The sequence below is a fragment of the Lutibacter maritimus genome (assembly GCF_900116115.1).
GTDB lineage: Bacteria > Bacteroidota > Bacteroidia > Flavobacteriales > Flavobacteriaceae > Lutibacter > Lutibacter maritimus.
The window spans coordinates 421,273-444,056 of sequence record NZ_FOZP01000002.1 but is presented as its reverse complement, the minus strand read 5'-3'; the positions used below and the strand labels follow the sequence as shown (position 1 = coordinate 444,056).

Below are 22,784 nucleotides of genomic sequence, written 5' to 3'. Positions count from 1 at the left end.
TAAAAAAATAGCGTGAACTATATACGTAGAAAAATTGCATTTATAATTTTAATTACACTTTACTTAAATGTTTTTTCACAAAAAAAAACAACTACAGATTTCTATTTAGACAGCACTATTACATATACATTTACTAGAATATTTAGTTACAACGGAGAAACGGATGAACTGCAATTTAAAAGTTCAGAAGAACTCTTTTTTATGAATGGTTTTTTAACTGAACATTATCAAATTACTACAAATCCAGCATTTAATAACGCCACTTTGTTTAACTATAACAAATCTACGCTGCTATCAGAAACACAAAAGACCACTAGTGAATTTGGTTATACTGAAGACATTATAAATTATGAATACGATTCAATAAACTCAACAGTTATTATAAAAAAAGGGTACGGAGATTCACCAAAAAAAATAACACAAAAACTGTACTACGAAAACTGTATAAAACCAAATTTTATTGAAACATTTGATGATTTTGAAGATTATATAATACTAAAAGAAATACTGAGTAAAGATTATAGCAAAAAAATTTATTATAATGCATTAGGAGAAGTAACGGGAACAATTATACAATTATTTAATGGTTATCTGCCAATTAAAACTATTAGTATATCAAAAATAGGACGAAAAAGAATTTTTGATCACGAAATATATAAATATGACACCTATGGAAATTTAGAACAAATAGATTTTTTTACTGTAAAAAACAAACAACTCTATCGGAAAAAAACGCCTGTACAAACTATCACAAAATTTTCAAACTTTTTAGTGAATTCATATTGGGTTATCCAAATAGATCAAAAACTGAATGCTGAAAACAATGGTTTTTATGTAACCGTAAGAATACTAAAAGATGATAAAAATAATATTTACAAATTAGCTGATGATGGTATTATTTTAAATTTCTGCAAAAAAATATACAACGAACTAAAACCAAACTAATTTTTTGAAGTTTTTATTTCGAAAAAAAGTTTTAAAAGTAAAAAAGGAACTATAACAATGGCTGATAACATATTTGAATTGGAGTTTTCATAAAAGTTTTTTGGGAGAAAACCCCATATAAGCATTCCAATGATTATTGAAATATGAAGTACAATAATTCCTTTTGATAGTAATATATTACCAGAAACAGTTTCGTATTCATTTTTAAAAAACAAAAACAATTCCCTAACAATAAACGTAATTAGCGTAAAATTAAACATGGAACTTTGAAATAATAATACTTCAAAATTTATAAGAATTAAATCTTGATTTTTCCAATCAATTATAAATCCAAAAAAAATAACAATAAATACAAAATAGACAAATAATAAGAAAAATTTACTTTTAATATTACTAATAAAAACCAGCTGATTTTGAATAAATTGTTTTTTAAAAATATAAAAAACAAATTTAGAAACCGTTCTTAAAATTTCATCAAACCAAAATAAATATACAATATAAAAAACACTTATTTGGTTGTTAGCAACTGCCATTAAAGTAAAAGTTGACATCAATGCTAGAGAAACATAATTAGTAATCACTGAGGCTTTTAATATCATATTTATACTATTTTTTAAATTAACTGAATTTCATTTACAAATAAAACAAAAAAACCAGTAAAATTAAATTCACTGGTTTTTTTGTTTTATTTTATTTTAAAATAATTACATATCAAATCGCACACCAAGTGAAATATTGTTTTGCTTAATTGTAGCGTCTTTAAAGATTGGATTTAAATCGTATTTAATATACAAAGACACATCATCTTTACCCACATAAGCACTTAAACCATATACAAAATTATTGGTATTAAAATCTTTTCTAGATTTTTCTTTTATTCTATCACCGTCTTGTTTGTATTTAAGTTTTTGAAGGTTTCCAATATTAAAACCACCATAACCACCAATTCCAATTTTAAATTTATTGTTTCTAGAATATCTAAAACTATTTTCTCTTTCAATTTTATTGGATGGCCCAAACTCAAAATGAATTGGAAAAACTAAATTGGTCATTCTAAATTTTGATTTGTTTAAATCATCCGGAAACTCTTCCAAAACAGTTTGATTTCCATTTTCAACAAAATACATATTATCTTTTAATTTAAAGCCATTGTATTGAAGCGAAACCCCATATTTAAATCTAACAGCATTTGTGTTTTCAAACATTCTAGTATCCCAAGCCCAACCAATTTCAAAAAAGCGACTTCCACCAACTTTGTAAGGAGAATCATTTAAGTTTTGCCCTTCAATAATGGAGTTATTTAGCCCAAAAGCTACTACAAGATTAGAGTACGTTTTTATATCTTTCTGATTTCTACTTCTATTATCATCTATTTTTAAAAACCCATCTTTACTACCAATTTCAATTGAAACCTTAGTATATTCATTTGTTTCAGCTAATTGGTTTTCATTATTTCTTTTTAATAATGAAATTGAATTTTCTATAATTGCTAATCTGTCATCAATATTTAATGCGTGTAACTGTGCTGCTTCATTTTTAAGTTTATCAGCTTCTAAAACAGAAATTTCTCCTTGTTCTAATTTTTTATTAATTGCAATAACTTCTTTTTTTAAAGCTTCTTTTTCATTTGTTACTACTTTTTCTTTTTCTAATTTTAATGTTTCTAATTTATTTTGATATGATGTTTTTTCTTGAGAAAAACTTTGTTGACACAACACACAGTTTCCTATAAGGAATACGAAAATTACTATTTTTTTCATCTTATTAATTTATTTTAATTGTCTCTAATTACAAATATATTTTTAGGCTCTTTTAAAGTATTTACAATAGCTTCAAATAATCTATTTTTAAAATCTTTATCTAAATCATATTCAACATCCGCTAACAAATCTGCACTATTAAATTTATTGTTCTGCCCAGCTTTACGAGCTGTTATTAAACTTTTTTGAGCAGCAACTAATAATTGATCAATTTCTAAATCTGTTACTTCACCTTTCTCTTTTTTTATATTTTCTACAAGAGCAACAAATTCTTTTATTTTTTGATTTTCTAAAGTGTCAATTCCTAAAGTTTGAGTATTAACTACCATTTCAGACTTATTTGATATTTTAGAAACTGCTAATTGATTACTTTGTTGAATGTTAATAGCATTTTTAACTTTTGTTTTTTGAACAGATTTGTTTGGTATTTCTTCTTCTAAAGTTGCAATTACGTTTTGATTTTCTTGAATTTTAGGTTGAATTTTATGTTCCTTAACTTTTAAAACTGGTTGTTCTACAATTTCAATTTGTTTTTCTTTATTTCCGAAAAAATAAACTCCAACAGCAACAAAAATTATAATAGCTGCAGCATATCTTAAAAAAGTCCACTTATTTTGTTTTTTAGTTTTTTCAAAATCGGATAATCTTTTTTCTAATGTATTCCAAGCATCTTCACTTGGCTGAATGGTCCTTTTTTGTAAGTGATTATTATGATAATTCATGATACTTTTTTTTATTTGTTTCCAGCATTTTTTGCAATGCTTTTCTAGCTCTGAATAATTGTGTTTTTGATGTTCCTTCTGTAATATTTAACAGTGATGCAATTTCTGCATGTTTATATTCTTCAATTACATATAAGTTAAAAATTACTTTACAAGCATCTGGTAATTCATCAATATAATTTTGTAAATCTTCAATAGCTATTAAAGGTTCTGTAGCTATTTCTTCCGCTTCTTCAAAATAACTCATGTCATCTACAAAAACCAATTTGCTCCTTTTTCTTAAAAAAGAAATACTTTCCCAAATCATAATTCTTTTAATCCAACCTTCAAAACTTCCCTCGTTTTTAAATGTTGATAATTTTGTAAATACTTTAAAAAAACCATTTAACATAATTTCTTCAGCTTGTTGAAGATCTTTTATGTAAAATTTACATACACTCAACATTTTAGGAGCATATTTATCAAACAATAGTTGTTGAGCTCTTCGATCACTTTTAAGTGATTGCTTAATTAAATTTGAATCGTTTGAAATTGGTTTTATTATTTTAAGCATATTTTAAAAACGTCTTACATTAACATAGACGCAAAAGTTGTGCTAAGGTTGACAAAGATTAATTTAAATAAATATAAAACATAAAAGCAACCTCCTTTTAAAGAAGATTGCTTTTGTTTCTTGTGTAAGAATTTGCAAAATTTTTAACTCACTTGCGCTCCATTAGCAACGGAATCATTTTCAGGAGCTATAAATGCTAATTTTCCATCTGGCGTGTCAGTCATTAAAATCATTCCCTGACTTTCAATTCCTTTTAAAACACGTGGCGCTAAGTTTACTAAAACAGTTACTTTCTGACCAATAATTTCTTCAGGCGAAAAAGATTCTGCAATACCAGAAACTATGGTTCTAACACCTAAACCAACATCTACTTTTAGTTGCAATAACTTCTTAGTTTTAGGCACTTTTACAGCTTCTAAAATGGTTCCAACACGCATATCTAATTTTGTGAAATCATCAAACTGAATGGTTTCTTTTTGTGGTTCTACTACTTTATTTTCTGCTTCGTTAACTAATTTTGTTGCTTCTAATTTATCTAATTGCGCTTGAATTTCTTCATCTTCAATTTTGGCAAACAATAATTCTGCTTGTCCAATTTTGTGATTGACAGCAATTAATTCATCAGTTTTAGCGATATCTTCCCAAGATATTTCGTCTGCACTTGATGTGATATTTAATATTCCTTTTAATTTACTTGATGTAAATGGTAGAAATGGTTCTGCAACAACAGCCAAACCTGCTGCAATTTGTAAAGCCACATACATAATGGTTTTAACACGTTCTGGGTCTGTTTTTATTACTTTCCAAGGTTCTTCATCAGCTAAATATTTATTTCCTAAACGGGCTAAATTTAGCATTTCTTGTGAAGCTTCTCTAAAACGGTAACGTTCAATTGAACTTGCAATAATGGCTGGGAATTTTTGTAATTGCTCTAAAGTTTCATCGTCAATAGCTCTAAATTCATTAGGCTCTGGAATAATTCCTTCGTAATATTTATTGGTTAACACCACTACTCTATTTATGAAGTTGCCAAAAATAGCCACTAATTCGTTGTTATTACGTGCCTGAAAATCTTTCCAAGTAAAATCGTTATCCTTAGTTTCTGGTGCATTTGCTGTTAAAGCATAACGTAATACATCTTGCTTTTCGGGAAAATCTATTAAATACTCATGCAGCCAAACTGCCCAGTTTTTTGATGTTGAAATTTTATTGCCTTCTAAATTTAAAAACTCGTTTGCAGGTACATTTTCAGGTAAAATAAAACTTCCTTCGGCTTTTAACATGGCTGGGAAAATAATGCAATGAAATACAATATTATCTTTCCCAATAAAATGAATTAATTTGGTGTCTTTATCTTTCCAATATGGTTCCCAATCTTTTCCCTCACGTGCTGCCCATTCCTTTGTTGATGAAATATATCCAATAGGCGCATCAAACCAAACGTACAATACTTTTCCTTCTGCTCCTTCTACAGGAACTGGAATTCCCCAATCTAAATCTCTAGTTACTGCACGTGGTTTTAAACCATCATCTAGCCAAGATTTTACTTGCCCTAATACGTTGGTTTTCCAATCATTTTTATGACCATCAACAATCCACTCTCTTAACCAAGTTTCATATTTATCTAATGGTAAATACCAATGTTTTGTTAATTTGGTTGTTGGTACATTTCCTGTAATTGCAGATTTTGGATTGATTAAATCTGTTGCATTATGACTTGTTCCACATTTTTCACACTGATCGCCATAACTTTCTTCGTTTCCACATTTTGGGCACGTTCCAATAACAAATCTATCTGCTAAAAATTGCTTTGCTTCTTCATCGTATAATTGTTCGGTAGATTCTTCAATAAATTTACCTTCATCATACAATTTCTTAAAAAATTCTGAAGCTGTTTTATGATGCACTTCTGCCGATGTGCGAGAATAATTATCAAATGAAATTCCAAAATCTTCAAAAGACTTTTTAATTATTGCATGGTATTTATCTACAATATCTTGTGGTGAAACACCTTCTTTCTTAGCTTTTATAGTAATTGGCACACCATGTTCATCTGATCCGCAAATGTAAATTACATCGTTTCCTGTGTTGCGTAAATAACGTGCATAAATATCTGCTGGTACGTAAACTCCTGCTAAATGCCCAATATGAACTGGTCCGTTTGTGTACGGTAATGCCGCTGTAATTGTATATCTTTTTGAATTGTTCATCAAAATTTATTTAAGAAAGCACAAAAATAGGCATTATTGTTGATTTTAATAGTTGTTTAAACACTGTTTTATAATAAAATGATTGTATTTGATTTATTTGACAATCTGCTTATTTATATTAAATTTACTAAAAAACGCTTGGTATGTTAAACAGAAATAAAATATGGCTATGCACGGTTTTAATTTTAAGTGTTTTTTATTATGCCTTTTCAAACACAACAAATCATCAAGAACAGTTTCAAAAAATGACTAATAAATTGATAAAACCTCCGTACTTAAAAGCTGGAGACACCATTGCAATTGTAGCAACTGCAGGAATTATTAAAGATAAATCGCCTATTTTAAAAGCTAAAGAATTGGCAGAAAGTTGGGGTTTAAACGTTATTATTGGAAAAAATACATTTAACCAAACAAATCATTTTGCAGGTACAGATCAAGAACGTTTAAACGATTTTCAAGAAGTACTTGACAATAAAAACGTAAAAGCAATTTGGTGTGCCAGAGGTGGTTACGGAACTGTAAGAATTATTGATGCTGCTGATTTTACAAATTTTAAAAAAAATCCGAAATGGATTATTGGATATTCTGACATTACAGTGTTACATAGCCATTTACATAATTTAGGTTTTGAAACCTTGCACGCAATATTAGGAACAAGTATGGATTTTAACGAAGAAAAAAACAAACCTTCTATTGCATCCTTTAAAAAAGCCTTGTTTGGAGAGCCACTAACCTATTCTGTAAAAGAATCAAACTATAATAAAATGGGGCACGTAAAAGGACAACTTGTTGGTGGAAACTTATCTATTTTACAAAGTTTATTAGGTTCAAAATCTTCTATAAACACTGATAATAAAATTTTATTTATTGAAGAAATTGGTGAATATCATTATCAAATTGATAGAATGCTATATGCCTTAAAACGTGCTGGATATTTTGATAATTGCAAAGGTTTAATTGTTGGAGGAATGACCAAAATTAGAAAAAACACTACACCTTGGGGGCAAACTATTGAAGAACTGGTTTTGGATATTACTAAAGAATACGATTTTCCAATTTTATTTGATTTTCCTGCAGGGCATGATGTTGAAAACAATGCTTTAATTTTAGGCCGAGAAGTTGATTTATATGTTACTAAAGAATTTTCAGTTGTAAAATTTAGCGAATAAAAAATGGCTACACACAATGAATTAGGCACTAAAGGGGAAGAAATTGCTTTAGATTTTCTTCAAAAAAATAATTATAAGATTTTAGAAAAAAACTGGCGATTTAAAAAAGCTGAAGTTGATATTATTGCCTTAAAAAAAGGAATATTGGCAGTTGTTGAAGTAAAAACGCGCTCATCAGATTATTTTGGAAATCCACAAGATTTTGTTAACCAAAAGAAAATTCAATTATTAGTTGAAGCCATTAATGAATATGTGATTTCAAAAAATTTAGACGTAGAAGTCCGATTTGATATTATTGCAATCTTAAAAAATAAAGACAAATTTGATATACAGCATTTAAAAGATGCTTTCCTTTATTTTTAATTGCTCTGCGCAATATCTACAATTGCTATTGGCTTATTTTTATTATTTACTGCAGCAAATGTAAACACGCCACTAATTGCTTTTAGTCTTTTTTCATCAAACATTTCTTCCATATAAATTTCAACCAAAACATCAATTTTAACGGCACTAACCTTTATTACTTTCCCTACAATTTCAACTATTGAACCAGACTTTATAGGTTGTAAAAATTTAATTTTATCAGTACAAACAGTCACCATTTTTTTTCTGGTAAACCTAACGGCAGCAATATACGCAACTTCATCCATCCATTTTAAAGCTTCACCTCCAAACAACGTTTCGTGATTGTTTAAAGCAGTAGGAAAAACAACTTTAAACTGACTTGTTACAGAATTATTGATAGTATTTGACATTAAAAAAATATTTCAGCAAATATAAATAATTATTATTGTTTTATGAACGTACGTTCATTATATTTGTATAATAAACACAAAGAATGGCACGACCAGAAAAAAACAGAACAATTTCTCAACCTCCTTTAATGAAAGGATTTAAACCTTTTGGTATTCCACGCTGTAAAGTTGAAGCTCTTAATTTAACTTTTGAAGAATACGAAAGTATTCGGTTAGTAAATTATGAAAATATGGAACAAAAAGAGGCTGCTGCTTTAATGAGTGTTTCTAGACCAACACTTACAAGAATTTATAACAAAGCCTTAAAAACAATATCAAAAGCATTTGTTGAAGGAAAAGCAATTGTTATTGAAGGTGGAAATTACGAATTAGCGCAAGATTGGTACAGATGTAGAAAATGTCATAAACTAATTGAAGCCGATAAAACTCAAGCTGATTGTGAGGAAACAGAAGATTGTCATCCAAATGAATTAATAAATTTAAACAAATAATAAATCGCTAAAATAATTTTAAAATGAAAAAAATAGCAATACCCGTTGATATAAACAGTCAACTTGAAGATCACTTTGGACATTGTGATCATTACGAAATTTATTCAATTTTTAATAATAAAATTGTATCTGTAGAAACTTTAATTGCCGAACAAGGTTGCGGATGCAAATCTAACATTGCAAGTGTTTTAGCAGAGCATGGCGTTACAACTATGTTGGCTGGCGGTATTGGAACTGGTGCCATAAATGTACTTAATAAATGTAACATTGAAGTTGTTAGAGGTTGTTCTGGAAATACCATGGAAATAGTTAATAATTACCTTGATGGTAAAGTAATTGATAGTGGCGAAAGCTGTATGCATCACGAACATGAGCACAGTCATGGACATCAATGCAGCCATTAAAACAAATAAAAAAGCCTTCAATACAAATAAAATATTGAAGGCTTTTTATTTATTTCGGTGAGCTATTTTCTAATAAAAATGCTTTTACATCCTGAATGTGGTCAGGTTTTGCGATAATTGTTTTCGAAGCATCTAACACAAAATATGTTGGAGTTGATGTTATATTGTATTGTTTAGCAATGTTGTTTTGCCATTTTTCAAGTCCTAAAACATTGGTCCATTTTGTAAATTTCTCCGAATAAACTTTAAATCCCAATTCATCATTTTCTAAAGAAACTGCAATTACATGAATATTTTTGTTATTCTTTGTGTACTCATATAATTCTGGTACTTCAACTAAACAATGCGAACAAGTGGTACTCCAAAAAACCAAAATGTAAGTGTCTGAAACATTTATATCAGATAATTTTTGTTGTTTCCCATTTTGTTCCCAAGAAAAATCAGGAGCAATTTTACCTATTGATAACTTCATTTTACTTTCAACCTCTACAACAAGTGCTTCATCAATAAATTCTTTTGGTAATTTTTTATAAATAGATTCTAACATAAAATCTACCAAAGTAACATTTTGTATTTGAGTAAAAGCCAACATTAAAGTAGCCGAAACTTCACTAGCCAATGCATTATTTTCACCAATTTTTTGTAGCACATCTATAACGGCATTTTTGTACAAAACAGTTTGTACTTGTGCATCATCAGATTGACTTAAATAAAACACATATTCTATTATTTTTTGATTGATAAAAACAGCGTTTCTAAGCTCATTATCATTGAAATTTATAAAATCAAAAAAATGTTGTCTTTCACTGTTTAAATATTCTTGTGGCGTGTTAATAATTGTTGGCGCATAATATTTTTGATTTGCCTTTATAAAATGATTTGCCAATTTACCAACAGATGCTATCTCAAATTTTGTTTGCACATTTTTAAATAGCTCATACGCTGAAGAATAATCTGCTTTTAAAGATTCTTTTTGCTTTTCATCATCAGTTCTAAAAAAAGATAACTGAATAGCATCCAGCTTTTGACGCATTACTTCTATTTCATTTAAATAATTATAGTATAATTTATTTTCTTCAGAGGCTATAATTTTTAACGTTTCAGCCTGGTTTTTAGGATTAAATTCAATTTCTACAGATTCATTATTATATAAAATATCAACAAAACCACTATTTTCTATATCGTACGTTAATCTATACATCCCTTTTGGTGTATTTTCTGGAATATTAAAGCTAAATTTTCCAGAAACCACATCAGCATTTGCAATGTAATTTTGATTAACTCCTTTAAGTTGATATAAAATAACCCATTTATTTTCGTTTACTCCAGTGAATGTTCCTTTAACAACATTTTGACTTTGAGCAACGAATGAAATTAAAAATAAGCTGAATATAATTTTTTTGAACATGATAATTTTTTTGTTGAAACAATCAATAATTAAACCAAATGTAACTATTTTTATTATTTTGCATAAAACAACTTCTTATGAATTTTACAAATAAAGTAATTTGGATTACTGGTGCATCATCAGGCATTGGAAAATCTTTAGCAATGGAGCTTTCAAAACTGAACACTAAATTGATTTTATCATCTAGAAATATTGCTGAATTAGAAAAAGTGAAGAATGAATGTGATGCTTCATCTGAAATAAAAATTATTCCGCTAGATTTAGAAAAATATCAAACCTTACCTTCTAAAGTTGATGAAGCTATGTTACTTTATGGAAAAATAGATATTCTGTTTAATAACGGTGGTATAAGTCAACGTTCAAAAGCTATTGACACTGCAATTGAAGTTGATAGAAGAATTATGGCTATTAATTATTTTGGCACCATTGCATTATCCAAAGCGCTTTTACCTCATTTTATTGCTCAAAAATCTGGACAATTTGTTGTAATTACTAGTGTTGTTGGCAAAGTTGCAACACCAGTTCGTTCATCGTATTCTGCTTCAAAACACGCATTACACGGCTTTTTTGATAGTTTACGAGCCGAAACACATCAATACAACATAAAAGTAACATTAGCGTGTCCTGGCTATGTAAAAACCAATATTTCTATGAATGCATTAACTGGAAATGGCACTGCTCAAAATAAAATGGATATTGCTACCAATAACGGTTTATCTCCAGCATATTTTTCTAAAAAATTATTAAAGGCCGTTTCAAAAGAAAAAAATGAAGTGTACATAGCAGGTTTTAGAGAAAAATCTGCCATTTATTTAAAACGCTTTTTCCCAAAATTATTAGCTAAAATGATTCGAAAAATGGCTGTTACCTAAATAAGTTCCTGTGCTTTAAAATACAACACAATTGCTTCTTTTATAAGTACCGTTTGTTCGCCAGTTTTTAACGGAGGTAATTCTTCTAAAACTTTGTAATGCGGCCAACCATCTGCATCATAAAAATCAAATTCGTAATAACCAAAAGGCTCTAACAAACGGCAAATTGCTATATGCATTAAATTAACTTTATCATCTTTTTTAAACTCTCTTGCACCTTGCCCAAGTTCCTGTACACCAATTAAATAAATAATAGCATCAACATTTAATTTTTCACCATCACCAAATTTAGCTGCTAAAATTTCGAGAATTTTCTCGTAATCTTCTTTTAATTTTTGATCTCTAGACATTTGAATTTTTTAGTTTGATGGCAAATATACAAATCGATTCATGTATATTTACAAAAAGAACCAAATGAATACTTTTGATATTATAATTTCGGCACTTTTACTCTTTGGTTTTATAAGAGGTTTATTTAAGGGTCTGTTTGTTGAAGTTGCAAGTTTAGTAGCATTAATTGCAGGCGTTTACGGAGCTATTCACTTCTCATATTTTATTGGTAATTTTTTAGCAAACAGGGTTGAATGGGATGAAAAATTTGTGACAATAATTTCGTTTTCAATTACTTTTGCAATTATTGTTTTAGTAATTGCCCTAATTGGAAAATTATTAACCAAAATAGCAGATTTTGCTTCATTAGGCTTGTTAAATAAATTTTTAGGTGGCGCATTTGGTGTATTAAAAGTTGGGTTAATTTTAAGTATTGTGTTAATAGTTTTTTCAAAATTAAATAATACCATTCCTTTTGTTTCCGATGAAGAGCAAGAAAATGCTATTTTATACAAACCAATTAAAATGTTAGCTCCAGCAATTTTTCCAAACTTTTTACGAGTTAATGAAGATAAAACTATTGATACAGCTAATTCTGCTGAAAATTAATGTTAGTAATTGTATAAACTAACGTCAAAGCTAAAAAATCTTATTTCATATATGCGCAATTTATTATCGCTAGTTACTTTAGTTACTATTATTCTATTAAATGGCTGTACAAAAAAAAATAACGATACTTTTAGTATTTCAGGCAAAGTTTTAAATTTAAAAGAAAACTATGTTGTACTCTCTATAATTGATGATATTCAAAACAATTATTCAACAGTTATTGACACATTAAAAATTAATAAAAATGGAGAATTTAATTCGGTTTATTTTTTAGAACCCGCTATTTATTCTTTAAATTTTGATGATAAAAAAACGGTTTTATTGGCTATTGACAAAGGTCAACATATTGTATTAAAAGGAAAGAACATTGAAAATATTACAATTAAAGGTTCACCAGATACCGATTTATTAAATGCATATGAAACTTTTAGAAATGAATCATTAAACCGATTGGTAAAATCTGTAAGAAATCAAATTAAAGAAGCTCAAAAAACCGCTAGTGAAAACGAAATTGCTGAATTACGCGAGCTTGAAGTTGAAAACTACAAAAAACACATTAATGAGTTAACCAATTTTATTAAAGATAAAATGGGAACTTCTATAGCTATTTATCCAACTTCAATACGTTGGAATGCTGAAGAAAATTTACTATTTTATAAAGAATTAACAACTAGTTTTGAAGAAAAATATCCAACTATAGAAATTACTAAAAAATTAAAGCAACGTGTTCAGTTATTAGAAAAAACGAGTATTGGAAGTATAATTTCTAACATAAAAATGACCGATACTACGGGAACTATTATTGAGTTAGATAGTGTGCGTAAAAAATATACTTTAATTGATTTTTGGGCAAGTTGGTGTCCGCCTTGCAGAACTGAAAGTAAATTATTAAATGAGCTATATGATAATTACAATTCAAAAGGATTTGAAATTTATGGAATTTCTTTAGACTCAAAATCTGAAAGTTGGTTAAAAGCTATTGAAAAAGACCAAAGAATTTGGCCAAATGTGTCAAGCGTTGAAGGTTTTAAAACACCTATTTCTATTGAATTTGGAATTACAGCTTTACCAACTAATTTTTTAATTGATGAAACTGGAAAAATAATTGCAAGTAATATTCATGGAAAGCAATTAAAAACAAAAATAGAAACGCTTTTTAATTAAATTTCTTTTAAATTGTTTGCTATCGTCCAACCAATTTTACCATCTGCTAATTTAATTTTTTTCCAATTATCTAATTCGTCTAAAATTTGAACTTTTGTTCCTTCGTGTAGTTCAAAAACCTCATCACTTGTATTTGTGGGTGCATTTTTAACATCTACTTTATCTTTAAAAATAATAGCTGTTTTAGTGTTTTTAACAATATCATAATTTTTAAACGCAAAAGAAGCACTTATAACCATTATAAAAACAGCTAAAATTGAGGTATTAAAAAATAGCAATTTAGTTTTTGAACCTGATGAAAAATAGTATAACAAAAACAATAATACTGCTAAAAATGAAGCAATTACAGCTATAATTGCCCAAGTATCAAAAGTGTATTTTAAAATTACATTTGCTGAAAACCGTTGTAAAAAAGTTTTTGGCAATTCTTCAATAACATCAATAGTCATTCTTTTAGCAAAAGCTAAATTTGAAATAGCATCTTCGTTAAGAGGATTTATCTTTAAAGCCTTTTCATAGTAATAAATAGATGGTGCAACTTTGTTTAATTTATAATAAGAATTTCCTAAATTATAATACAACTCATCTGACTGTAAACCTTGCTTTTCAATAGACAAGTATATATCAATTGCTTTGGAATAGTTGCCATTTTTATATAAACTATTTGCCTTAGAAAACAATGCTTCAGGTGTTTGTGAATATGACAACACCGTAAAAAGTACTACAAAACTAAAAACTAATTTTTTCATATTACAAATGTTTATCAATTTTAGTAATTACCTCTTTTGCTTTCTCAAACTCTTGCTCCATCATTACGTTTGTAGTTGGTGTATATCTGGCAAAATCACAATCGTTTAAAACATCAATAAAATCTTTAATGGTACTTTCATCAACTCCTTTGTTTTTTAATATTTCAGAAATTTTTTCTTTAGAAATATCAGAAGTTTCAATTTGTAATTTTGCTTTTAAGAAATTATGCAATGCCTTTTCTAACGCAATATAAAACGCTTCTTTTTTACCCAATTGTTTTTTAGCTTGTGATAGGTATTTTTTAGCCAATCTGTCCGCTAATCTAATTTTATTACCAAAAATATCCCCAGCACGTTCCGCACGTTTTTTTCCAATAAATATTGCAATAGGTATTGCTAAAAATGGTAATAACAATAATAAATAAAATGTTGTTGAATGTAAAAATTCTGGCTCTTTAATAGGTTTAAACTCGGTATCTAAATCAATAAACCTAAAGTTGTTGTTATTAGCAACTACTTTTTGTTTTATGGTTTTAGTTGAATCTACAGTTGATGGTAAATCTTTGCCTTCTAATACCTCCATAATAATGGCATCTACCTGAATAGTTTTGTATTTCTTTTCAGCAGTATTAAAATAGGAAAAACTAATTTCAGGAATTTTATATTTTCCTTTATATTGAGGAACCACAGTATAAATATCAGAAACACTACCTCTTAAACCATTTAATGCAGTTGAAACTTCTTCTTTATGTTCTGGTGTGAATACTTCTAATTCAGTTGGTGTGGTTATTTTTGGAATCTCAAATAATTTTAAATTTCCTCTACCCGAAACTTCAACTGTTATTTGAGCAGCATCATTTGCTTTTAGTTGGTTTTTATCTGCAATAACTTTAAAATCAAATTCACCAACAGCACCCGTAAAATCAATAGGCTTACCAGTTTCTGGCAGTGCTTTAACTTTTATATTTCTAATGGCTGAAGCTGTTGAATAACTAATGTTTCTAGTAATCATATTACCAAAAAAATCACCTCTCCCTGTAGGAATTCCTACAGAAAAGTCCATTGTCATTGGTTCAATAATTAATTCTCCGGCTCTTTGTGGAATTAAAACGGCTTTTTTAAGAACTATATATCTGTAATCTTCTCCGTTATATTTTCCTTTTTGAACGTTGATTTCACTAACTTCTATATCCTGATTCCAAAACCCGTTATATTGAGGAGATTCTGTAACACGCCAATCATTTACGCTTATGTTTTCACTAACAAAAAGTTTGTATACCACGTAAATTCCTTCGCCTACATACGGACTTAAATTTGAAACTTCCGCCACCAAATGAATGTTTTGTTGCGCTATATATTCTGGATTATTTGGATCTTTTGGAATTTCTACAGCTTTAGAAACCGTAATTTTTACAGTATTAGATTTAACGGTTTCTCCTTCGTATTCAATTGTTGCAGGTTCAATAGTAAATTCTCCTTCACTTCTTGGTTCTAAAATATAAATATACGATTGTGAAAAACTTGCTTTACCATTAATCCATGATTGATTTACAGATGAACTTGGTCCACCAACCACTTTAAAATTACTAAAAGATGGTGGTGAAAAATTATCTGCACCTTGTTTATTTACAGAAAACTGTACTCTAAAACGTTGATTTACGCCTAAAGTATTTTTGCTCACAGATGTTTCAAATTCAATTTGAGCAAAAAACACTTGTGATGTAAATAATAAAAAACCTAGTATGTAAAACTTCATTAATTTCATGGCTTCAAAAATTGGTTCTTATAATTAATTACCAGTCTTTTTCTTGTTTAACTTTTCTGCCTTTGGCTTTTTGTTCGTTTAGTTTTTGTTGTGTTTTATTTTCTTCATTATTCATAGCCTCCAGCAACTGTTTCATTTGCTCTGGTGATAATTGATTTGGACGCGGTTGCGGTTGCTCTTTCTTTTCAGGATCTTGTTTATCATCTTTCTTTTCATCTCCTTTATCATCTTTTTTGTCCTTTCCTTTGTCTTTATCGTCTTTTTTATCTTGGTTTTTATCTTGATCGCCGCCGTCTTTATCTTTATTATCTTTATTCTTATCGTCTTTGTTGTCCTTATTATCTTTGTTGTCCTTGTTATCTTTATTATCTTTATTTTGTTGGTCTTTCAAAAGTTTTTGAGCCAATGCTAAATTATAGCGAGTTTCATCATCTTTTGAATTATTTCTCATAGCGTTTTTATAAGCTTCAACGGCTTGTGCATACTGTTTCTCTTTCATAAAAGAATTTCCCATATTATGAAAAATTTCGGCTTTGCTCATTTTATCTTTCGTTGCTTTTGCCGATAATTCATAGTTTGCAATAGCTTCTTTATTTCTTCCTTGTTGATAAATTGTATTTCCTAAATTATAGGCAGCTTTGCTATAATTCGGATTTTTAGAAAGTGCTTTTTTATAAGCAACTTCTGCATCAGAAAATTTTAATTGGTTGTATAGTTTATTTCCTTCTCTTACTTCATTTCTTGCTTCGCGCTCTAATTGTTCTTGATTAGGCTGTTGCGCAAACAGAATTGTTGTAAATGTTAAAAATACTATGATTAAACTATTTTTTTTCATTGAATAAATTTAATTTTTGAATCCATTTCGTTTTCTTTTCAAGCAATAATACATCAATTAAAAGGAACAGCAAACCTAAACCTATAAACCACTGAAATTGGTCTTTATAATCTGAAAATTGTTTTGTTTCAAATTCATTTTTTTCTGCTTTAAGCAATAAATCTTCAATGGTTTTAATAGTTTCTTGCGTTCTATTTCCATCAATATATTTTCCATTACCTTCGGAGGCAATTTCTTTTAAAACATCTGGTTTTAATTGTGTAATTACAACTTCACCTTTATTGTCTTTTTTATAACTTACTACATTTCCGTTTTCTTTTATTGGAATTGGACCACCTTTTTCTGTTCCAATACCAATAGTAAAAATTTTAATTCCGGCTTTGGTAGCATCTTCTGCTGCATAAGCAATATTTTCTTCGTGATCTTCACCATCAGAAACAATAAATAAAAATCTATTGGTTCTTTCTTTCATATCAAAATAGGTAATTCCTCTATTTATAGCTTCATTAATAGCGGTTCCTTGGCTTGAAACCATATCTGGATCAGCATTTTGCAAAAACATTTTAGCTGCTGCGTGATCTGTAGTTATTGGTAATAAAGGATAGGAATTTCCTGCATAAATAATAACTCCAATTCTATCACTTCCTAAATTATCTATTATTCTGGTAATAATTTGCTTGGCTTTTTCCAATCGGCTTGGAGCAATATCTTCAGCTAACATACTTTTAGATACGTCTAAAGCAAAAACAATATCAACACCTTGCCGTTTTATAGTTTCTAACTTAGTTCCCATTTTTGGGTTTACCAATGCTATTACCAAAAATGCCAAAGCAATACAAATTACTCCAATTTTTAAGAAAGATTTGAATGTAGACATTTGTGGACTTAATTTTTCCATTAAACCGCTGTCTGCAAATTGTTTTTGTTTTCTTTTTTTCCACCATAACACCAACAAAAACAACACAAATATTACTGGAATACTTGCTAAATATATAAAATATGTTGGTTCTTCTAATTGATACATTTTTACTAGTTTAATGGTTTATTGCTGAATGGTTAAACAGTTTAATTATTAATTTGTGCTTTTCGCAAAGCATTTAACATTCTCGATATTTTACCTATTTCAACCCTTACTTTGTCATAATTTTCTTCAGAAATAAAATTTAATTCTTTTGATATAATTAACTGATTTAAAACTTCCATTAATGAACTAAAAGCCATTGTTGTAAAATGAGCTTTATCTTTATTAGTTTGTCTTGAAGTTCCTTCTGCTAAATTAGATGCAATTGAAACTGATGCTCTTCTCAACTGACTTACCAATCCATACTTTTCATTTTCTGGAAAACTAATTGTTAATTGATATATTGTTTTTGATAAATCAACTGAACACTTCCATACTTCTAATTTTTCAAATGAAAATTCATACTTCATAACCTTTACACTTTTCAACTAATCCACCTATTAACCAATTTATATAAAACTTTTAAAAATGGTATGTTTTAATAACATTTCAATAAAAATTAGCAATCCTGCTAATAGCACTAAAATTCTGTAATCTTCTTGATAATTATAATATTTAAACTCCTCAATTTCTGTTTTCTCTAGCTTATTTATTTCATTATAAATAGCTTTTAACTTTGTGTTATCAGTAGCTCTAAAATACTTCCCACTGGTTTCTTTAGCAATATATTTTAATAAAGCTTCATCAATTTCAACAGGTGAATTTCTAAACAATAACTGCCCTGTTCTTGGATCTTTTGCATAAGGAAAAGAAGCCATTCCGTTGGTTCCTAAACCAATGGTATATACTTTAATTCCAAGTCCAATAGCTAATTCTGTAGCTGTTTTAGGATCAACAAAACCTGTATTATTTACACCATCTGTTAACAAAATAATTACTTTGCTTTTTGCTTTGCTATCTTTTAAACGGTTAACTGCCGAGCCTAAACCCATTCCAATTGCAGTTCCGCCATCTAACTCTCCCCAATTTAACTCTGAAATTGTTTTTTGAACAATTCTTTTATCACTTGTAATTGGTGTTTGTGTAAAACTTTCACCTGCATAAACCACAATCCCAATTCTATCATTTGGACGTTGATTTACAAATTGTGCGGCTACTTTTTTTAGCGCCTCTAGTCTATTAGGTTTTAAATCTCTAGCCAACATACTTGCAGAAACATCTATTGCCATTACAATATCAATTCCTTTATTTGTTTTTGTATGCTGACTTACAGAAACTATTCTTGGTCTTGCTAATGCAATAATTAATAAAGCAATTGACACTATTCTTAAAACTGGTAATATTGGTTTTAGTTTTACAATTATTGATGGTTTTGTTAGAAATCCTTTAGTACTTGAAACCAATAATGTTGCACTATCATTTTTTCTAATTAAAAAATACCATACAGCTAACAATGGTATTAATACTAATAACCATAAAAACTGCGGATGTAAAAATTCAAAATTTCTTAACATTGGTTATGGTTTTATGATCACAGAATTTATAATTCTTTCACTTATTTTATTAGCACTAGCATCATCTTTTATGTTTGAAACTATCACTTGTCTCATACTTTTATTATCAGCAAAAAATAACATTGTTAATTTATAATCTGTTAATTTTGAGGTTAGTAAACTTTTTCTCTGATAATTAACTGTTACTTTTCTTCCTTCCACGCCATTATTAGTAATGGTTTCTTCTTCATAATTTGAAAAAATAGTACCCATACTTTGTCCCATTTCTTTTAATGAACCTTGCACTCCACCATCCATATCCAAATTATCTGTTTCTTTTAAGAAATTTGTTGAGTTAACAGCTACATAAAAATCACTTATTAAACTTCCATAAGTGTAAATTGTATAATCTCCAACAATTGTCATTACACTTTCTGGTAATTGAACCGACTCCAGTTTTAATAATTCAGGCGTTTCAATTGTTACTTCTGGAAAGCCATAGTTAGATGTATACCATTGCTTATCTAATATTTCGGAAGTTGTGGATCCTAATACGTTATCTTTTACATATTTATAACCAAAATAACCTAAAACACTGATTATTAATAGTAGAGCCGCAACACCTATTAAAATATATTTTACAATATTATTTTTCTTTTTCTTAACAGGTTTAATGGTAGTTTGAGTTGCATTTTCTATGTTGCTTTCAACTTCAACCGAATCATTTTTATGAACGGCGATTTGTGTGTCTTTTAATATTAATTCAACTGTATTTCTATCCGCTTTAATTTCTTCAACAATAGGATTTGATTTGGCAAATTTTACTAAATCGGCACTTTGTAATACTCTTTTTAACTGTTGAATTGTTTCTTTTGAAATCCCTAAATTACTTGATTCGTTAAAATCATTAATTGTTTCAATCAACTCATTGGTTGTAGATTCTAATGCTGGAATGTGAATGTCTTTCTCTATATATGTTCTAACAATATCAGTTAATTCAGAATAATAGATTTTAACTTTATTTTGTTGCAACAATTGTTTTTCATCTAATTCTTTTAAACGCTGAAAGGCTTCTTGAATTGGCGCAACATATATTATAACTTCTTTTTCTTTTTTCTTTCTAAAAATAAAATACAACGCAACTCCAATAATTGCCAATATTATAAGCAACCACCACAATAAATGTTTGTAATCATCAAAAGTTTTTGGTTCACTTTTAACAGCTTTAATTTCATACATTTTTTGCTTAAGCGTGTCTACTTTTACAGTTGCAACATTTATTAATAGAGAGTCTGTTAAATATTTTGAGTTATTAATTAAAATTTCTTGTTGCGGAATAACATATACGCCACTGTCAAAACTTGTAAGTAAATATTTTTTTTCAAGCTGATTTTTTAAAGTATCTGTTGGTAAAGCTTCTACCAACTCTACTTTTTTTAAACTATCTAATTTAATGGTTGGAAAAACAATATTATTTTGACCTTTAACGGTTACTTTATACTGAATTTGCTCACCAATTTTAATGGAAGTTGTATTTGTTGAAATAGATACTGGGCTTTCTTGAGCATAGCTCAAAAAACCAATAAATAATATGCTAAATAAAAACAGTTTTTTCATTTTAATTGCTTTCGCTCCAATCAATTTCATTCGTTATCTTGCTCCTTTATGTTTAAAATAACCCAATAATTTTTTAACATAACTTTCATCAATTCTAGAACTAATAGTTCCTGCACCACTATGGTTAAAAGATTTTTCAAAATAGTCTACCAATTTTAAGTAATGTGCTGTATAACCTTTTCTAACACTTTTTGAAGCTGTATTTACCAATATTGTTTTACCAGTTTCGGCATCTAACATTGGTACAACTCCTAAATTTGGCATTTCAACATCATGCTTGTCAAAAATTCTAATGCCGGTAACATCGTGTTTTCTACCAACAATTTTTAATGTATGTTCATAATGATCATCCATAAAATCAGACAGCACAAAAACGATGGCTTTTTTCTTCATTACACTCGACAAAAATTTCAATGCTTCATTGATATTTGTTTTGGTGCTTTTTGGTTGAAACTCTATTAATTCTCTAATAATTCTAAGCACATGGCTTTTTCCTTTTTTAGGCGGAATAAATAATTCTGCCTCATCTGAAAAAAGCAATAAGCCAACTTTATCATTATTTTGAATAGCAGAAAATGCTAATGTTGCAGCTATTTCTGTAATGGTATCTCTTTTAAATTGTTGTGTTGTTCCAAAAAATTCTGACCCGCTTACATCAACCATTAACATCATTGTCAGTTCACGTTCTTCTTCAAAAACCTTTACATAAGGTTCATTATAACGTGCTGTAACGTTCCAGTCAATAGCTCTAACATCATCGCCGTATTGATATTGTCTTACTTCAGAAAAAGTCATACCTCGTCCTTTAAATGAACTGTGGTATTCACCTGAAAATATATGATCAGACAAGCGGCGTGTCTTAATCTCAATTTTTCGAACTTTTTTAAGTATTTCTTTAGTATCCATTTTTCAAGCTTTTGGCTTTTGGCTATTAGCCAAAGGCTTTTTAAGGTACTTCTACTTCGTTTACAATTTTATTAATAATATCTTCTGAAGTGATGTTTTCAGCTTCTGCTTCATAAGTAATTCCAATTCTATGACGCAACACATCGTGTACAACGGCTCTAACATCTTCTGGAATTACATATCCTCTTCTTCTAATAAATGCGTAGCATTTTGATGCCATTGCTAAGTTAATACTTCCACGCGGAGAAGCTCCAAAGCTAATTAAGCCTTTTAAGTCTGATAAATTATATTTTTCAGGATAACGAGTTGCAAAAATAATATCTAAAATATATTTTTCAATTTTCTCATCCATGTAAACTTCTTTTACGGCTAAACGAGCTCTATTGATTTGTTCTAATGACGCAACAGCGTTTACATTTGCGAAACCATCATTTAAATTCTGGCGCATAATTAATTGCTCTTCATCCATTTTTGGATAATCTATAACAGTTTTAAGCATAAAACGGTCAACTTGTGCTTCTGGTAATGGATATGTTCCTTCTTGCTCAACAGGGTTTTGTGTTGCCATTACTAAAAAAGGAACATCTAATTTAAAAGTAGTATCGCCAATGGTTATTTGACGTTCTTGCATTGCCTCAAGTAATGCAGATTGCACTTTTGCTGGTGCACGGTTTATTTCATCGGCCAGTACAAAATTTGCAAATATTGGGCCTTTTTTAATGGTAAAATCATTTTCTTTAATATTGTAAATCATAGTACCAACAACGTCTGCTGGTAATAAATCTGGCGTAAACTGAATTCTACTAAAATCACCTTGAACTGCTTTTGCCAATGTATTAATAGCCAATGTTTTTGCCAATCCTGGTACACCTTCTAATAAAATATGTCCATTACCTAATAAACCTATTAGTAATCGTTCAATCATATGTTTTTGACCCACAATTACTTTGTTCATTTCCATAATTAACAAATCAACAAAGGCACTTTCTTTTTCAATCTTTTCATTGATAGCTCTAATGTCTACGGAACTATTATTTTCTTGAATCATATTTATTGTTTTTAAACG

The 22,784-nt window shown here is 28.7% G+C and carries 25 protein-coding genes; 8 read left to right on the top strand and 17 right to left on the bottom strand.

Features of this window, described 5'->3' with window-relative positions; translation table 11 throughout:
- Positions 1-12 precede the first annotated feature (12 nt).
- Positions 13-945, top strand: a complete 933-nt coding sequence (locus BM335_RS05190) for a hypothetical protein (RefSeq protein ID WP_090223890.1) — start codon at positions 13-15, stop codon at positions 943-945.
- On the opposite strand, the gene BM335_RS05185 is transcribed toward BM335_RS05190, so the two are convergent.
- The 5 genes from BM335_RS05185 to metG form a co-directional block, all read right to left on the bottom strand.
- Positions 942-1,544: a hypothetical protein gene (locus tag BM335_RS05185; RefSeq protein ID WP_090223887.1), complete on the bottom strand. Its 603-nt coding sequence runs from the start codon at positions 1,542-1,544 to the stop codon at positions 942-944. The two genes, BM335_RS05190 and BM335_RS05185, sit on opposite strands and share 4 nt — an antisense overlap.
- 105 nt (positions 1,545-1,649) lie before the next feature.
- Entirely contained in the window at positions 1,650-2,705 is a 1,056-nt protein-coding gene (locus tag BM335_RS05180) for a hypothetical protein (RefSeq protein WP_090223885.1), read from the bottom strand.
- 14 nt (positions 2,706-2,719) lie between these two features.
- The gene (locus BM335_RS05175; protein WP_090223883.1) at positions 2,720-3,427 is read right to left on the bottom strand and encodes a hypothetical protein; all 708 of its coding nucleotides are present in this window, start codon (positions 3,425-3,427) and stop codon (positions 2,720-2,722) included.
- Entirely contained in the window at positions 3,414-3,980 is a 567-nt protein-coding gene (locus BM335_RS05170) for an RNA polymerase sigma factor (RefSeq protein WP_090223881.1), read from the bottom strand. Before BM335_RS05170 ends, BM335_RS05175 begins: the two co-directional genes overlap by 14 nt.
- Before the next feature lie 143 nt (positions 3,981-4,123).
- Entirely contained in the window at positions 4,124-6,190 is a 2,067-nt protein-coding gene (gene metG / locus BM335_RS05165) for a methionine--tRNA ligase (RefSeq protein ID WP_177219159.1), read from the bottom strand.
- Between the two features lie 143 nt (positions 6,191-6,333).
- Between metG and BM335_RS05160 the strand changes: the two genes are divergently transcribed.
- The gene (locus BM335_RS05160; protein ID WP_090223875.1) at positions 6,334-7,359 is read left to right on the top strand and encodes a S66 peptidase family protein; all 1,026 of its coding nucleotides are present in this window, start codon (positions 6,334-6,336) and stop codon (positions 7,357-7,359) included.
- A 3-nt stretch (positions 7,360-7,362) separates the two neighbouring features.
- A complete protein-coding gene (locus BM335_RS05155; protein ID WP_090223872.1) occupies positions 7,363-7,722 on the top strand; it encodes a YraN family protein in 360 nt (119 codons plus the stop codon).
- Here BM335_RS05155 and BM335_RS05150 read toward each other — a convergent pair.
- Positions 7,719-8,114: an acyl-CoA thioesterase gene (locus BM335_RS05150; RefSeq protein WP_090223870.1), complete on the bottom strand. Its 396-nt coding sequence runs from the start codon at positions 8,112-8,114 to the stop codon at positions 7,719-7,721. The two genes, BM335_RS05155 and BM335_RS05150, sit on opposite strands and share 4 nt — an antisense overlap.
- A gap of 83 nt (positions 8,115-8,197) precedes the next feature.
- On the opposite strand from BM335_RS05150, the gene BM335_RS05145 reads away from it, so the two are divergent.
- Both BM335_RS05145 and BM335_RS05140 read left to right on the top strand, forming a co-directional pair.
- Positions 8,198-8,605 carry a DUF134 domain-containing protein gene (locus BM335_RS05145; protein ID WP_090223867.1) on the top strand — a complete coding sequence of 136 codons (408 nt, stop codon included), beginning with the start codon at positions 8,198-8,200 and terminating at the stop codon, positions 8,603-8,605.
- A 23-nt stretch (positions 8,606-8,628) separates the two neighbouring features.
- On the top strand, positions 8,629-9,009 hold the full coding sequence (locus BM335_RS05140) for a NifB/NifX family molybdenum-iron cluster-binding protein (protein ID WP_090223865.1): 381 nt from the start codon (positions 8,629-8,631) through the stop codon (positions 9,007-9,009).
- A 49-nt stretch (positions 9,010-9,058) separates the two neighbouring features.
- On the opposite strand, the gene BM335_RS05135 is transcribed toward BM335_RS05140, so the two are convergent.
- Positions 9,059-10,417, bottom strand: coding sequence for a TlpA family protein disulfide reductase (locus BM335_RS05135; protein WP_090223862.1), 1,359 nt, complete (start codon positions 10,415-10,417; stop codon positions 9,059-9,061).
- Positions 10,418-10,494: 77 nt separating this feature from the next.
- Between BM335_RS05135 and BM335_RS05130 the strand changes: the two genes are divergently transcribed.
- Entirely contained in the window at positions 10,495-11,289 is a 795-nt protein-coding gene (locus BM335_RS05130; RefSeq protein ID WP_090223860.1) for an SDR family oxidoreductase, read from the top strand.
- Here BM335_RS05130 and BM335_RS05125 read toward each other — a convergent pair.
- On the bottom strand, positions 11,286-11,639 hold the full coding sequence (locus BM335_RS05125; protein WP_090223858.1) for a hypothetical protein: 354 nt from the start codon (positions 11,637-11,639) through the stop codon (positions 11,286-11,288). The genes BM335_RS05130 and BM335_RS05125 overlap by 4 nt on opposite strands.
- Before the next feature lie 64 nt (positions 11,640-11,703).
- Between BM335_RS05125 and BM335_RS05120 the strand changes: the two genes are divergently transcribed.
- Both BM335_RS05120 and BM335_RS05115 read left to right on the top strand, forming a co-directional pair.
- Positions 11,704-12,228 carry a CvpA family protein gene (locus tag BM335_RS05120; RefSeq protein WP_090223856.1) on the top strand — a complete coding sequence of 175 codons (525 nt, stop codon included), beginning with the start codon at positions 11,704-11,706 and terminating at the stop codon, positions 12,226-12,228.
- A gap of 51 nt (positions 12,229-12,279) precedes the next feature.
- Positions 12,280-13,392, top strand: a complete 1,113-nt coding sequence (locus BM335_RS05115) for a TlpA disulfide reductase family protein (RefSeq protein WP_090223854.1) — start codon at positions 12,280-12,282, stop codon at positions 13,390-13,392.
- Here the strand turns inward: BM335_RS05115 and BM335_RS05110 are convergent.
- From BM335_RS05110 to BM335_RS05070, 9 genes are read right to left on the bottom strand one after another with little or no spacing between them, the layout of a single operon-like run.
- Positions 13,389-14,141 (bottom strand): tetratricopeptide repeat protein, encoded by a 753-nt coding sequence (locus BM335_RS05110; protein WP_090223852.1) that lies wholly within the window; start codon positions 14,139-14,141, stop codon positions 13,389-13,391. The two genes, BM335_RS05115 and BM335_RS05110, sit on opposite strands and share 4 nt — an antisense overlap.
- Position 14,142: 1 nt before the next feature.
- Positions 14,143-15,897, bottom strand: coding sequence for a BatD family protein (locus BM335_RS05105; RefSeq protein WP_317041024.1), 1,755 nt, complete (start codon positions 15,895-15,897; stop codon positions 14,143-14,145).
- Between the two features lie 37 nt (positions 15,898-15,934).
- Entirely contained in the window at positions 15,935-16,741 is an 807-nt protein-coding gene (locus BM335_RS05100) for a tetratricopeptide repeat protein (protein WP_090223847.1), read from the bottom strand.
- The gene (locus BM335_RS05095) at positions 16,728-17,765 is read right to left on the bottom strand and encodes a vWA domain-containing protein (RefSeq protein ID WP_090223844.1); all 1,038 of its coding nucleotides are present in this window, start codon (positions 17,763-17,765) and stop codon (positions 16,728-16,730) included. Before BM335_RS05095 ends, BM335_RS05100 begins: the two co-directional genes overlap by 14 nt.
- A gap of 41 nt (positions 17,766-17,806) precedes the next feature.
- On the bottom strand, positions 17,807-18,172 hold the full coding sequence (locus tag BM335_RS05090) for a four helix bundle protein (protein WP_090223840.1): 366 nt from the start codon (positions 18,170-18,172) through the stop codon (positions 17,807-17,809).
- A 39-nt stretch (positions 18,173-18,211) separates the two neighbouring features.
- On the bottom strand, positions 18,212-19,216 hold the full coding sequence (locus tag BM335_RS05085) for a vWA domain-containing protein (RefSeq protein ID WP_090223837.1): 1,005 nt from the start codon (positions 19,214-19,216) through the stop codon (positions 18,212-18,214).
- A gap of 3 nt (positions 19,217-19,219) precedes the next feature.
- Positions 19,220-20,812 (bottom strand): hypothetical protein, encoded by a 1,593-nt coding sequence (locus tag BM335_RS05080; RefSeq protein ID WP_143102381.1) that lies wholly within the window; start codon positions 20,810-20,812, stop codon positions 19,220-19,222.
- 33 nt (positions 20,813-20,845) lie between these two features.
- Positions 20,846-21,718: a DUF58 domain-containing protein gene (locus tag BM335_RS05075; RefSeq protein ID WP_090223832.1), complete on the bottom strand. Its 873-nt coding sequence runs from the start codon at positions 21,716-21,718 to the stop codon at positions 20,846-20,848.
- 40 nt (positions 21,719-21,758) lie between these two features.
- Entirely contained in the window at positions 21,759-22,766 is a 1,008-nt protein-coding gene (locus tag BM335_RS05070; RefSeq protein WP_090223830.1) for an AAA family ATPase, read from the bottom strand.
- Between the last annotated feature and the right edge of the window lie 18 nt (positions 22,767-22,784).